A 12775-nucleotide genomic window follows, 5' to 3' on the forward strand; every position below is an offset into this window, starting at 1 on the left:
TGATATTTTCGTAGCTAATATAACTTTTTTGCCTGTAAACACTGCTTCATCTCGCATCTGCCCACATGATTTCTTCGGTACAGCAGCCCTTGGGGTTAAACTTACGCCAACCGAAAGTCATGCCTTCGTGCGGGCGCACGGGCAGCGGGTCGCCTTCGGGCGCTTCGGCTTCGGAAGGCTCTAAGTAGCTTTGCCTGCCGAGTTCGTTCAGGTCGGGCTGCCCGGCATCCACCCAGCAGGTAAACCAAAAATCGGCAATCATTTTAATGGAAGCTCTCATGCGGCGCTCTACCTGCCCTGCCAGCATATCGTGGTAAGCCGCAGAAAAATCTTTGGAATAAACGCGCGTATTAATGCCTCCGCGGGTTTCGTAACTGTATTTGCGGTCGTCGCCAAAACGCAGCGTAAGCTCGCGTTCAAAGCCTAATACACTGTCTAAGGCAAAATGCGCTTCGCCTACTGCCTGCCATGCACGCATGAGGGGGCGCGGTTCATAGGCGGCGCGTCCGATAAAAAAATCGTAGCCGTCTGCAAAAAGCTCCGGCAGGCGCGACTCCCAAAAACCGTGGATACCGTTTTGCCCCGTTTTGTGCCCGTTGTAGTTTTCGGTGGTATGCAACGGAACGTTAGCATCGCCTATATAGTGCCCCAAATCGGCAGAAAGACGCAGAATTTCGGCCGCATCGCGCCGCTTAAAGGCATCGGTGAGTTGGTATTTCATGCGGTTAATTTGCCAAGGCACAATACCATAGGCACGCAGTGTGTCTTCCGTGTAGCGTGCAACGGCATCTTCCCAACGGCGCGGCATTTTGTAAAACGCACTATCGCCGTAAACATCCAAATCTATGTAATGGCGTTCGGCTTCTCCGACCACTGCATAGCGGCGCTTATCGGGGTTCACGGCTTTTTCCGTAATAAATTGAATGTGCTTTTTGTAAAAGCCTACCATTTCGGGCGGCAACAGGAATACGGCATAGCGATTGATGCGCTGATGGGCATAAAAGCCCCAAGCATGGGCGTTGTCGGGGAAAAAGCTGCACAGCAAAAAGGCCGAAACAAAGAGAAAGTGTTTTTTCATGCGTGGCGGGTTTCTTATCTTCTCTACAAAAATAGTTGAAAGAAGGTTTGTTTAGAGCGAAACAATTTCTAACTTTGCGCTCCCAATTTTGGGCGTAAGCTGTTCAAACTATTTAACAACAATGTCTGGTATCATAGGAAAAAAAATCGGAATGACTAGCGTTGTAGGTGCCGATGGACAAATGGTCGCATGCACAGTAATACAAGCTGGTCCTTGCGTAGTAACGCAAGTGAAAACGAAGGAAACAGACGGCTACGATGCAGTACAGTTGGGCTTTGGTGAAAAGAAAGAAAAAAACACCACCAAGCCATTGCTGGGGCATTTCAAAAAAGCCAACACTACACCTAAGCGCAAGCTGGTAGAGTTCCGCGAATTTGCCACACAGGTAAATTTGGGCGACACACTGGCTGTTGGCGATGTGTTCGGTGAAGGCGATTTCGTGGACGTGGTAGGTACTTCAAAAGGTAAAGGCTTCCAAGGTGTAGTAAAGCGCCACGGCTTTAGCGGTGTGGGCGAATCTACCCACGGTCAGCACAACCGTCAGCGCCACCCGGGTTCTGTGGGTGCGTGTTCTTTCCCTGCACGTGTATTCAAAGGTTTGCGCATGGCAGGCCGCACCGGTGGTCGCCGCGTAAAAGTACAGAACGTGAAAGTTCTGAAAGTAATGCCTGAGGCTAATTTGCTGGTCGTTTCCGGTTCTGTTCCGGGAGCAAGAAATTCGTTTGTGGTGATTGAAAAATAATAAAACGAACCTGGGAACATGGAACTATCCGTAAAGAACATACAAGGAGGCGACACCGGCAGAAAAGTAACATTAGCCGATTCAGTATTTGGCATCGAGCCAAATAACCACGCCATTTACTTAGACGTAAAGCAATACTTGGCCAATCGCCGTCAAGGTACGCATAAAGCAAAAGAGCGCAACGAAGTATCAGGCTCAACCAAGAAAATCGTGAAGCAAAAAGGTTCAGGTGGTGCACGCCACGGCAGCCGCAAAGCTCCTATTTTCGTGGGTGGAGGTCGTATTTTCGGTCCGCGCGTACGCGATTACAGCTTCAAACTGAACAAAAAATTGAAGCAATTGGCTCGCCGCTCTGCTCTGACTTACAAGGCGCAAGGCAATGCTATTCACGTACTGGAAAATCCTGTTTTTGCTGCTCCTAAAACTAAGGAGTACATCAAAGTCATGAATGCGCTGTCGCTGGCTGACAAGAAAACACTGGTGGTTCTGCCTGAACCCAACGAAAACTTCTACCTGTCATCCAGAAACTTGCAGAACACCAAAGTAGTACAGGCAAGCAGCCTGAATACCTACGATGTAATGAACTGCGACCAACTCGTTTTGTGCGAGGGTGCCGTAGCGATGATTAACGAATCACTCGGCAAATAAGTTGTGTGTTTTATCAACGCTTAAACGAAAGAAAAAATGGACGTTTTGATTAAGCCCTTAATCACCGAGAAAATTTCGCTGCAAAACGAGAAAGGCGTTTTTGGTTTCCAGGTAGCGCTGAAAGCCAACAAAGTTGAAATTAAGAAAGCAGTAGAAGAAATGTACGGCGTAAACGTAAAAGACGTTCGTACCATCATTGTGGCAGGTAAAAACAAATCTCGCTTCACCAAGCGCGGTTTCGTATCCGGTCGCACGCCTAAGTACAAAAAAGCCATCGTACAATTGGCTGAAGGCGAAATGATTGATTTCTTCAATGAAGAATAGTAATTGTGATTTTCTTGAGTGTAAGCAGGCTGTCCGAAAAGGCAGCCTGTTTTTTTATAGGCTACTCTCTTTCCTGAACTGTTCGGGCGTCAGCCCTGCATTTTTTTTGAAGAACCGCGAGAAATAGGAACTGTCTTCAAAAGCAAGTTCATCGGCAATTTGGCTAATGGTCTTAGAGGTATGCGCCAGCAAGCGCTTGGCTTCTATCACAATGCGCTTGCGAATGATTTCCCCCGCCGAGTTGCCACTGATTTTGTTGCAAACCTCATTGAGGTAATTAGGCGTTACAAAGAGCATCGCCGCATAGTCCTTCACGTGCTTTTTGTCAAAAAAGTGCTGATTGACAAGGTTTTCAAAGTTGCGAAACAGTACGTACTGCTGGCTGTTATGCGAATCGGGGTGCGATTCAGGCCGATATCTGCGCGCCAACTCGCAAAGCAAAATGTTCAGATAAGAGCGCAAAATATTTTCCAGATAGGCTTCTTTGCTTAGGTATTCGCAGTACATAATCTCAACAATTTTGTGCAAATAGGCTTTGCTGTTGCCCGAAAGGTCTATGTAGGGCAGGTTTTGAACCGAGTTGAAAAAGGGGAACTCGGCCAACACGTGGTTGTGATAACGCAATTCAAAAAAATCGGCAGTGAAAAAAACGATATACCCTTTGGTGTTGCTGTTGATTTCGCGCCATGCGTGTATCTGCCCGGGACTGATGAAAAAAAGCCGCCACGGTTGAATTTTATACGTCTGGTAGTCTATATCGTGGCAACCTGTCCCTTCGGTTACAAGCAACAGCGTATAAAAGTCGTGGCGGTGAGGCTTGAACAAATGAGCGATATCTTGCGCAAAATATTCAAAAGCATAGATGGCAAAATCGGCGTGCGGCTGCTCTTCACCGCATTTGAGGTCAGCAATTTTAAAATTGCGGATGGCAGCCCGCGAGTCTTTCATCATGTTATATGCATCGGTTGATAATGCAATTTAGCGATTGTTGCCTAACGATAGGCGATTGGAACGGCTGATTTGGCATTGCAGAATTTTAATACAAAGCCGTATCCGCTGTAACCATATTTGTTTTTCAGCAATTTACACAAACGATTTTTCGCAAACCTCTTGCGTTTTCATATACATGCTTCCTTATATGCGAATGGCGCAGGTTCAAGCAGATTTACCTACCCGATTCTACCGCCTGCCAAGCCTCAAAATCGGTAGCCTGCCAGCAAGCAGAAGCCCGTGTTGTAGATGCGAATGACGGGTTGGGTTTGGTCGAAGGTGAACACGTTGGCGTTGTCCAACAGCGGATTTTTGCCGATTTGATACCGCAGGCTCATGTGCCAATGTCGGCTTGCCCAACCGATACCCGCCAGCGCACCGAAGTCAAATTTTTGCAGGTATTTATCCGTTTCGGTGGTGTTTTGCGGGTCGCCGAAGATGCGGCGGTCTTTTTTGCCGCCGCTGTCAGTAACAAATCCGCCTGCAAGGGCGCTCACGTAGGGGGCGGCATACAAAGAAATGCCCCGCCACGTGAAATTAGGCGCTAAGGGGACTACCTGCACCGCCCGTGTGCGCAAGCGGGCATCGTAGGGGTTGCCGCCGTTGTCTTCGCGGCGGATGCGGCTGCCGCCCTCTTGCCAATTGACTTCGTGCAACAGGCTGAAATGTTTGCCGACTTGCGTTACGGCTTGCAAACCGACGGTCAGCCCGCCAAGAAATGCCGCTTGTCCGTCGGCAGAGAGTTCCCCTAAATCGCTGCCGTAGAAACGGCTTTGCCCCATGCCTGCCTGTATGCCTATGCGCACCCGTGCGTTGCGTTCCACTTGCAGCGTATCGGGCGGCATGAAATCAACGGTTTGCGCCCAAAGGTTGCCGCCGATAATCAGCGATTGAATCAACAAGAAAATTTTTTTCATCGTATTGCGTGTTTAATTACAAATTGTGAATTGCGGATTTCGGATGGCGGATTTCGGATTTTGAATTACGAAATCATACATTCCCGATTTCCAATTCCCAAATCCGAAATCCCAAATCCCAAATCTCATCACAGGTCAATGTCCCAGATGGCGGCGGCGCGTTCCAACTCTACCAGCGTAGCGGCTAATTGAAACAGCGCGTTGTAATAGTTCTGCTGCACTTCGTTGTAGGTGCGCTGGGCGTTCAACACTTCCAACAAGTTGGTTTCGCCGCGTTGGTAGCTGTATATTTTGCCGTTCAAAACCGCTTGTGCTTCGGCTAACAACCCTGTGTTGAACTGTCGCACCTGTTTTTTGGCAGCTTCGTATTGGAAATACGCCTGCGTAACCTCATTGGCAATTTGCAATTCGGCTTGTTCGTAGAGCAAATCTGCCTGTGCTTGTGCGGCTTTGGCAGCTTTCAGTTCGCCCGCAAATTTGTTGGAAAGGCGCAACGGAACGGAAATGCCTCCGCTGACCACCGTAAAAGACGGCGTAGGCGCAATCACGTTGGTAACGTAAGACGTATAGCCGATGCCCGCCGCCAGCCCAAGGTCAATTACGCGGTTGGCTTTGGCAAGGCGCAACATTTTTTCGCTTACGTCTTTTTGTTGCAGGGCAGCCATCAGGTCGGCGCGGTTGTTTTGTGCCGTGATAATCAGTTCGTTGAGGTTGAAATTGCGCTCAAATCGGCTGAAATCGCCTTCGGGCAAAAGCAGCGTATCGGCGGATACGGGCTTGGCAATAAGCAGGTGCAACGCGGCAAGGCTGCTTTTCCAATCGGCTTCGGTCTGAAAAACATCGTTGAGCATAGTTCCGGCTTCTAATTGGCTTTGGCGCGCGTCCATTTCGGTAATAGCCCCCAGCCGATAGCGGATGCTGTCCGAAAGGGCAATTTGCCGCATACTTTGGTAGGAAGCCAGCCGCACCCGGTATTGAAAACGGTTGTGAATGGCAGAGAGAAAGCTAAGCGTGGCATCGGCGCGCAAATGGCGGAAGAAATCCTGCACCATGTAGCGCACAAGTTCGCTTTCGCTTTGTGCCAGTGCGATGCGGGCTTTGCGTTTGCCGCCCAGTTCCAGCGTCCAGCCCAGCGCCGTTTCAAAGCCGAAGCCCATTTGCATCCGTCGCTGTCCGTTGTCAAACCAGCCGAAGCCCAATTCGGGGTCGGGGAAAACTTTGGCGCTTTCTATGCCCGCTTCGGCAATGCTGATGTTGAATTTTTCGGCGACAAACAGTCGGTTTTGTTGCCCGACTTGTGCCAGAAAATCGGCATAGCGCAGCGGCACACGCACAAAAGCCGTGTCGGTTTGGGCTGCCGAAAATTGCGCACACGCGGTCAGCAAGGCAACGGTAAGTAAAAATCGTTTCAATTGCATGGCAAATCAGGTGATTTGGGAATTGGGAATTGGGATTTCGGATTTTTTATAAGCCGCTGTTAGCGTCTTGCGACGGCTAACAGGGCGGTAAACAATTTCGGATTTGAGATTTCGGATTTGGGAATTGAGAATTGGGATTTTGAAATTCGTAATTCACGCGAATTATTTGCTATTTAATTGACAATCAGTGTGTTTTGCGCAAAAAAATCAAAACGGTACCGCTTGCGCGAAAATGCGATTCCGTGAATTGTATTTTTCCGATGTAGGGACAACGCATGCGTTGTCCTAACAATAATGCATGCATTGTCCGTACAATTGCCATATCGCATCAAATTTAATTTTTCCAAGATTCTACCGCTAAATTCGTGTTAATTCGCAATTCATAATTCCCAATTCCGCCTTCCGAAATCCGAAATTCCGAAATCCGCTCATTCTTCGCTGTTGTTTTGGAAATCGTCCGCGCCCCAGCGTTTTTCGGTCAGGTAGTACAGGGCGGGCAAAGCGTAGAGCGTCAGTACGGTAGAAAACATCAGCCCGTACACGATAACGGTTGCCAGCGGTCGCTGTACGTCGCTGCCGATGCCCGTTGAGAGCGAAGCGGGCAGCAAGCCCAACACTGCCACGGTGGCGGTCATCAGCACGGGGCGGAAACGGTCTTCCGCACCTTCCAGCACGGCATTGAGCAAATCGCGCCCGCGACGGCGCAGGTCGTTGATGTGCGAAATCATAATCACCCCGTTTTGAATGGCTACACCGAAAAGGGCAATAAACCCGACGGCAGACGATACGTTGAGCGTCATGCCGCGCACATTGAGCGCCAACATGCCCCCAAAGAGCGCCAGCGGCACAATGCTCATCAGCAAACCCGCCTGACGGAATCGCCCGAAAGCCCCGTAGAGCAGCACAAACATAATCGCCAGTGCCAGCGGCACTATCACCGCCAGCCTTGCATAGGCACGGTTTTGGTTTTCAAACTGTCCGCCCCATCTGATTTGAAACTTTTCGTGGTCGTATTGCACCTGTTTTTCAATTTTATCTTGCGCTTCTTTGAGCAGCGATGCCAAATCGCGGTTGCGGATGTTGAGCTTAACGGTCAGGTGGCGTTTGTTCATTTCGCGGGTGATGGTGCTTTCGCCCGTGCTGAGGCGCACATCTGCCACTTGCGACAGCGGAATTTTTGCCCCCGTTCCCGATGTAAGCATCAGATTGGCGATTTTTTCGGGCGAATTGCGGCTTTCTTCGCTGTATCGGCAAATAATATCGTACACTTTGTTGCCGATGAACAGTTGAGAAATTGCCTTTCCGCCGATGGCTACTTCTATAAGTTCGGCTACGTCGGAAACGTTCAAGCCGTATTGCGCCACTTTGTCGCGGTCGGTGTGGATTTGCAGTTGGGGCAACGGCGGCTCTTGGTCAATTGCCAAGTCCACCGCACCGGGGACGGTTCGCAGCACGCGCAACACTTCTTCGGCAATGCGACGCGTTTCGGCAAAATCATCGCCGTAAATTTTTACGACCAATTCGCTGTGTGCGCCCGATATTTTGTCCATTACCCCGTCAATCATCGGTTGAGAAAATCCGACGGTATAGCCGGGCAGCGTGGCGTATTCGGCTGCCAGTTCCTCAATCAAATCGGCTTTGGTTTTGCCGCGTTTCCACTCTTTGTAGGGTTTTAATCCGATAGAAACCTCAAAGTGCGAAGGTGTCCAAGGGTCTGTGCCGTCGTCGTTGCGCCCCGCCTGCACCATGATATAGGTAACTTCTTCGTATTTCATAGTGCGTGCGCGCAGCGTATCGCTCAACTCACGCGATTTTGCCAGCGAAATGCCCGGGGGCAGTTGCACCTGCAACCAGATAGAGCCTTCGTCTAAGGGCGGCAAAAAATCTTTACCAACCCACAGGGTCAGCCCGACCGCACCGCCAAGCGTGAGCAGCAAAGGCACAAAAACCTGTTGCGGGCGGCGCATGATTTTCTGTATGCGGCTATGATAGAGGGCGGTCAGCTTTTCCAACCAACGGTTATGATACATCTTTTGCGGTCGGCGATAGATGGCATAAGCCATGCCCGGAATGAGCAGCAGCGCCACCATTAATGCCCCGAACAGAGCGTAACCCACCGTGAATGCCATCGGGGTAAAGAGTTTTTTCTCTACCCGCTCAAAGGCAAAGAGCGGCAAATAGGCAGTGATGATGATAACGGTTGCAAAAAACACGGGGCGCGCCACGTCGTAGGCAAGTTGTGCGATGGTTTTTTCCTGCAATTCTTCGTCGGGATGCTCTTCGCGGCGTTTCAGGATGCTTTCCGTCATCACGATTGCGCCGTCCACAATGATTCCGAAGTCAATGGCGCCCAGCGAAAGCAGGTTTGCGGGAATATCGGTCAGGTGCATGAGGATGAAGGCGATGAGCAGCGCCAACGGAATGGTAACGGCAACCAGCAACGCGCCGCGCCAACTGCCCAGAAACACAATCAGCACAATCACCACCAGCGTAATGCCTTCGGTGAGGGTATGCGAAACCGTAGAAAGAGTAGTATTGACAAGGTCGGTTCGGTCTAAAAAGGCATGGATGCGCACGCCTTCGGGCAAAATGTTTTCGTTCAAATCGCGGACGGCTTCGTGGATGCCTTCCAGCACTACGGACGGGTTTTCGTGGCGCAAGAGCAGCACAATGCCTTCTATGCTTTCGGTGTATTCGCGGGTGCGGTCGCTGTACCCAAGGATGCCCTTGCGCTCAATGTTGCCGTAGCGCAATTTGCCGATGTCGTTGAGGAAAATAGGCACACCTTTGTCGGTTTTAACGACAATTTTGCCCAAGTCTTCCAAATTTTTAATCAACCCGATGCCGCGGATGACATAGCCCAAATCGCCGCGGGGCAACACGCTTCCGCCCGCATTGGCATTGTTTTTCTCAATTTTTTCAATCACTTCGCCCAGCGAAAGGTTGTACTGTTCCAACTTGCGCGGGTCTAACTCTACCTGAAATTGTGTGGTAATGCCGCCAAAGTTGGTAACGTCTGCCACGCCCGGCACCTGTTTGATGCGCGGAATGACGGTAAACAGTTGTAAATCGGTCAGTTCGCGCAGGTCGTGGTTGTTGCTTTCTATGATGTAGCGGTAAATTTCGCCGATGGGCGAAGTGAGCGGGTCTAACCCCGGTACGGCGCCATAGGGCAGTTCAACTTCGTTGAGTCGTTCCTGTACACGCTGACGCGCCCAATAGTCATCTACACCGTCTTGGAAAACCAGCGTTATCATAGACAGCCCAAAGGTGCTTTTGCTGCGCATCACGTGCAGCCCGGGCATTCCGTTGAGCGCCCGCTCAATGGGAATGGTGATTTGTTGTTCCACTTCTTCGGCTGCCAGCCCGGGCACTTGGGTTACTACCTGTGAGGTAACGTCGGCAATATCGGGGTAGGCTTCTATGGAAAGCCGCGTCCACGAATAGTAGCCAAACAAGCCCAGCAGAATAAACAGCGCCAGCATCAGCCAGCGTTTCACAATAGCAATATTGATGAGAGACCGCATGGGAATTGGGATTTGAGATTGGGGATTTCGGAATTGGGAATTGGGAATTGGGATTTGGGAATGTATGATTCCGTAATTCAAAATCCGAAATCCGCTTTCCGAAATCCGAAATACTGATATCCGCTTTCCGAAATCCGAAATTTTTTCAACTGTTATTTTTTCTTGCCGTATTTCTGTTTGGTTGTTTTGCCGATGGCGGTAAAAATGGCCGTCAGTTCATTGGCTTCTCTTTGCAAATCCTGCAAGCGATGCAGCGGCATCATTCCCGAATCCGTAATCATTTCCAACCAAAAGAGCGTTTCATCGGCTTCTTCCTCTACCATACTGATTTTGCAAATGAAATCGGCAACGCTTTTGGCACGGCAAGCAGCCCTGTAATTAGCCGCTACGGATGTTCCACATCTAACCAATTGATTGCCAATAGCATTACCTGCACGACTCATCGGCAAAGCCTCTGCAAGTTGTATGATGCGCAAAGCAAATTTTTTTGTCCGCATCTTTAATTCGTCTTTTTTCATACCAAACGGAACGGAATTGGGATTTGGGATTTCGGATTTTGAAATTCGTAATTCAGATTTTGGAATTCCGCAATCCGCCTTCCGAAATCCGAAATCTGTCGTCTGCCTTCCGAAATCCGAAATCTTTTTCATTTTGCTTCCAACAAATAAATGCCGCCTTCGCTGACCACTTTTTCGCCTGCCTGCACGCCGCTGCGGATAACAATTCGCCCGTCGGGTGTGCCTTCGGTGGTAACTTTGCGGCGTTGGTAGCTACGTTCGCCGACTTGGACAAATACAAACTGCGTATCGTTCATTTGCAACACGGCTTTTGCCGGAACAATCGTTACCTGTTCGGGAACGTCCAGAAAACGGGTGGTTACGTACATGCCCGGTTTGAGTTCGTGGTTCGGGTTGTCGCACTCTATCAACACTTGCACGCTGCGGGTTTCTTCGTCTATCAGTTCGTTGATGTGATAAACTTTGCCCTTAAATCGGCGGTTCGGATAGGCGGCAACGCGCACTTCGGCACTGTCTAACTGTCGGATGAAGCGAAGGTCTTTTTCCTTGACCATACCCACTACCCACACTTTGCTAAGGTCTATCACTTTGGCGTGCGGCGGGTCGTCTTCGCGGATGTAATGCCCCAGAACTACTTCATTTTCAACTACTTCGCCTGCAATGGGTGAGGTGATGACCAGCGGCTGCCCCAAAGAGAGCTTCTCTACATCCACCCCGAAAACTTTCAGGTTGGCAACGGCATTTTGATATTCCTTTTCCTGCACCTGATAGTTGGCTTCGGCTTCTTCCAAATCGCGCTGTGCGCCTACGCCGTTGGCTTTCAGGTCTTTTTGTCGTTTGAGGGCAAGTTGTGCCACTTCAAATTCGGATTTTGCCTGAAAAAACGCCTTCTGTGCATCTATAAACGCGGGCGAAACGATTTCAAACAGGGGCGTTCCGGGTTGTGTTTTCATGCCCAGTCGCAAATGCACTTTGCTGACCCTGCCTGCAAAGGGCGGGGCAATTTCGGCGTACAGGTTGGGGATTGCCCGCACCGTTCCGGCAGTTATCAGTTCGGGGCGGTAGTTTTCGGCAGTTGCCGTAATGATTTTGAGCTTAGAAAGCAACACATTGCCTTCCCGAACGGTAACGGTATCGCCCGATACGGTGTAGGGGGCTTCTGCCTCTGTCGGTTCTTCTTTGCGACAGGCTGCCAACAGACAGCAGAGCAACAGTCCGACGGTCGGCTGCAAGAAGTATTTCATAGGTTTTTCAGTTGGTTTTCAAGGTTTTACAGTGCAAAAAACAACGAAGCCGTGCCGAAATAAATCAGCAGACCGGTAATGTCCACAACGGTGGTGATGGCAGGACTTGCCGCCACTGCGGGGTCGCCGCCGAATCGCTTCACCAAAATAGGCAAACCCGCCCCGATGATGGTTGCCGTGATAACCTGTAAGGAAAGCGCCAGCGAAATGGCAAAGGCAATTTCGCTCAACCGATAGGCAGCGGGGATTTCGGTTTCCCAACTCAAAAACAACACTTTGGCAAATGCCAACGCCCCCAAACAAACCGCCAGCAAAACGGATACTTTGGCTTCTTTCCAAAGAATTTTCAGCCAATCTTTTACCGCTACCTGCCCCAGTGCCAGCGCGCGCACCACCACCGTTGCTGCCTGACTGCCCGCATTGCCGCCCGTATCGGCAACCATGGGCATGTAGAGGGCAAGAATGAGCAGTTTTTCCAGCGCGTTTTCGTAGTTGTGGATAATCATGCCCGAAATGATGCCGACGGCAGCCAGCGAAACAATCCAAACCACCCGCTTGCGGAAATGTTCCCATGTATTGGTTTTGAGATAGTCAAACTCTTCATTGGTTTGAATGATGCCCATGAACCGTTCCATGTCTTCGGTGTGTTCGGCGCGGATGATGTCCAGCGCTTCGTCGTGGGTAACGATGCCTACCAATTGATTTTGCCTGTTCAGCACGGGCAGCGCCACCAAGTCGTAGCGTTCTATTTTCTTGGCTACCTCTTCGCGGTCTTCGTCCACGTAGGCAAAGGCAAACTTGCGGTGCATGGCAAAGCTGACCAACGTTTCGGGCTCGTTCATAATCAGGTCTTTCAGGGTGATAAAGCCCTGCATTTCCTGATTGTCGTTTACCACGTACACATAATAAATGGTGCGTTTGGAAGGCGCATCCAGTCGTATTTTGGCGATGGCTTCGGCGCAAGTCATGGTTTCCTGCACGGTGGCAAAGTCCGTACTCATGATGCCGCCTGCCGTTTCGGGCGGATAGTTGCTCAGTTGAATAACGTCTTCGCGCACTTTTTTGGAAAGGAAAGGCAGCAGTTCGGCTTGTTCCTGTTGGGTGAGATGCTGAAACAGGTCGGCGCGATTGTCGGACGGCATTTGCTCAAAAATGAGGGCAAAGCGCTTGCGGCTGACCGATTGGAAAAGTTCCAACTGTTTGGTCATGGCAAATTCGGCAACAATCAGCCCTTGCTGCGCGGGGGTAAAGTTGTCCAATTGCGGCAGCAGTTCGGGGGCTTCCAGCTCTGCCAGCAGTTCGGCAACTTCCACAACGGGCATTTTTTTGAGTTGCTCTGTGGGCAACATCAGTTTTTTTCTTTCCGTTA

General features: G+C 50.3%; 11 protein-coding genes. 3 read left to right on the forward strand and 8 right to left on the reverse strand.

Going from position 1 to position 12775, the window contains the following annotated elements:
* Nucleotides 1-46 precede the first annotated feature (46 nt).
* Nucleotides 47-1078: a zinc dependent phospholipase C family protein gene (locus NDK19_RS07065; protein ID WP_250631160.1), complete on the reverse strand. Its 1032-nt coding sequence runs from the start codon at nt 1076-1078 to the stop codon at nt 47-49.
* Nucleotides 1079-1199: 121 nt separating this feature from the next.
* Here NDK19_RS07065 and rplC point away from each other — a divergent pair, with 121 nt between their 5' ends.
* The 3 genes from rplC to rplW are packed head-to-tail and all read left to right on the forward strand — an operon-like array spanning nt 1200 to nt 2792.
* Nucleotides 1200-1820, forward strand: coding sequence for a 50S ribosomal protein L3 (rplC, locus tag NDK19_RS07070; protein WP_250631161.1), 621 nt, complete (start codon nt 1200-1202; stop codon nt 1818-1820).
* Nucleotides 1821-1838: 18 nt separating this feature from the next.
* A complete protein-coding gene (gene rplD, locus NDK19_RS07075) occupies nt 1839-2468 on the forward strand; it encodes a 50S ribosomal protein L4 (RefSeq protein ID WP_250631162.1) in 630 nt (209 codons plus the stop codon).
* Nucleotides 2469-2504: 36 nt separating this feature from the next.
* Complete coding sequence (rplW, locus tag NDK19_RS07080; protein ID WP_250631163.1) at nt 2505-2792, forward strand: 50S ribosomal protein L23; 288 nt, start codon at nt 2505-2507, stop codon at nt 2790-2792.
* A gap of 54 nt (nt 2793-2846) precedes the next feature.
* Here the strand turns inward: rplW and NDK19_RS07085 are convergent, their stop codons facing one another.
* The 7 genes from NDK19_RS07085 to mgtE form a co-directional block, all read right to left on the reverse strand.
* Nucleotides 2847-3743 carry a helix-turn-helix domain-containing protein gene (locus tag NDK19_RS07085; protein ID WP_250631164.1) on the reverse strand — a complete coding sequence of 299 codons (897 nt, stop codon included), beginning with the start codon at nt 3741-3743 and terminating at the stop codon, nt 2847-2849.
* 245 nt (nt 3744-3988) lie between these two features.
* A complete protein-coding gene (locus NDK19_RS07090) occupies nt 3989-4699 on the reverse strand; it encodes a porin family protein (RefSeq protein ID WP_250631165.1) in 711 nt (236 codons plus the stop codon).
* Between the two features lie 128 nt (nt 4700-4827).
* The gene (locus NDK19_RS07095; RefSeq protein ID WP_250631166.1) at nt 4828-6117 is read right to left on the reverse strand and encodes a TolC family protein; all 1290 of its coding nucleotides are present in this window, start codon (nt 6115-6117) and stop codon (nt 4828-4830) included.
* Between the two features lie 428 nt (nt 6118-6545).
* Nucleotides 6546-9644: an efflux RND transporter permease subunit gene (locus tag NDK19_RS07100; protein ID WP_250631167.1), complete on the reverse strand. Its 3099-nt coding sequence runs from the start codon at nt 9642-9644 to the stop codon at nt 6546-6548.
* A gap of 152 nt (nt 9645-9796) precedes the next feature.
* On the reverse strand, nt 9797-10162 hold the full coding sequence (locus tag NDK19_RS07105) for a four helix bundle protein (RefSeq protein WP_250631168.1): 366 nt from the start codon (nt 10160-10162) through the stop codon (nt 9797-9799).
* Between the two features lie 128 nt (nt 10163-10290).
* Nucleotides 10291-11406, reverse strand: coding sequence for an efflux RND transporter periplasmic adaptor subunit (locus NDK19_RS07110; RefSeq protein ID WP_250631169.1), 1116 nt, complete (start codon nt 11404-11406; stop codon nt 10291-10293).
* 26 nt (nt 11407-11432) lie between these two features.
* Nucleotides 11433-12755, reverse strand: coding sequence for a magnesium transporter (gene mgtE / locus NDK19_RS07115; protein WP_250631170.1), 1323 nt, complete (start codon nt 12753-12755; stop codon nt 11433-11435).
* Between the last annotated feature and the right edge of the window lie 20 nt (nt 12756-12775).

This window comes from Rhodoflexus caldus (assembly GCF_021206925.1).
Taxonomy (GTDB): domain Bacteria; phylum Bacteroidota; class Bacteroidia; order Cytophagales; family Thermoflexibacteraceae; genus Rhodoflexus; species Rhodoflexus caldus.

Excerpts from the sequence above, each read along its gene's own strand:
- NDK19_RS07110 (WP_250631169.1), bottom strand. The coding sequence starts at position 11,406 with ATGAAATACTTCTTGCAGCCGACCGTCGGACTGTTGCTCTGCTGTCTG.
- NDK19_RS07085 (WP_250631164.1), bottom strand. The coding sequence starts at position 3,743 with ATGATGAAAGACTCGCGGGCTGCCATCCGCAATTTTAAAATTGCTGAC.
- rplD (WP_250631162.1), top strand. The coding sequence starts at position 1,839 with ATGGAACTATCCGTAAAGAACATACAAGGAGGCGACACCGGCAGAAAA.
- rplC (WP_250631161.1), top strand. The coding sequence starts at position 1,200 with ATGTCTGGTATCATAGGAAAAAAAATCGGAATGACTAGCGTTGTAGGT.
- NDK19_RS07100 (WP_250631167.1), bottom strand. The coding sequence starts at position 9,644 with ATGCGGTCTCTCATCAATATTGCTATTGTGAAACGCTGGCTGATGCTG.
- mgtE (WP_250631170.1), bottom strand. The coding sequence starts at position 12,755 with ATGTTGCCCACAGAGCAACTCAAAAAAATGCCCGTTGTGGAAGTTGCC.
- NDK19_RS07095 (WP_250631166.1), bottom strand. The coding sequence starts at position 6,117 with ATGCAATTGAAACGATTTTTACTTACCGTTGCCTTGCTGACCGCGTGT.
- NDK19_RS07065 (WP_250631160.1), bottom strand. The coding sequence starts at position 1,078 with ATGAAAAAACACTTTCTCTTTGTTTCGGCCTTTTTGCTGTGCAGCTTT.
- rplW (WP_250631163.1), top strand. The coding sequence starts at position 2,505 with ATGGACGTTTTGATTAAGCCCTTAATCACCGAGAAAATTTCGCTGCAA.
- NDK19_RS07090 (WP_250631165.1), bottom strand. The coding sequence starts at position 4,699 with ATGAAAAAAATTTTCTTGTTGATTCAATCGCTGATTATCGGCGGCAAC.
- NDK19_RS07105 (WP_250631168.1), bottom strand. The coding sequence starts at position 10,162 with ATGAAAAAAGACGAATTAAAGATGCGGACAAAAAAATTTGCTTTGCGC.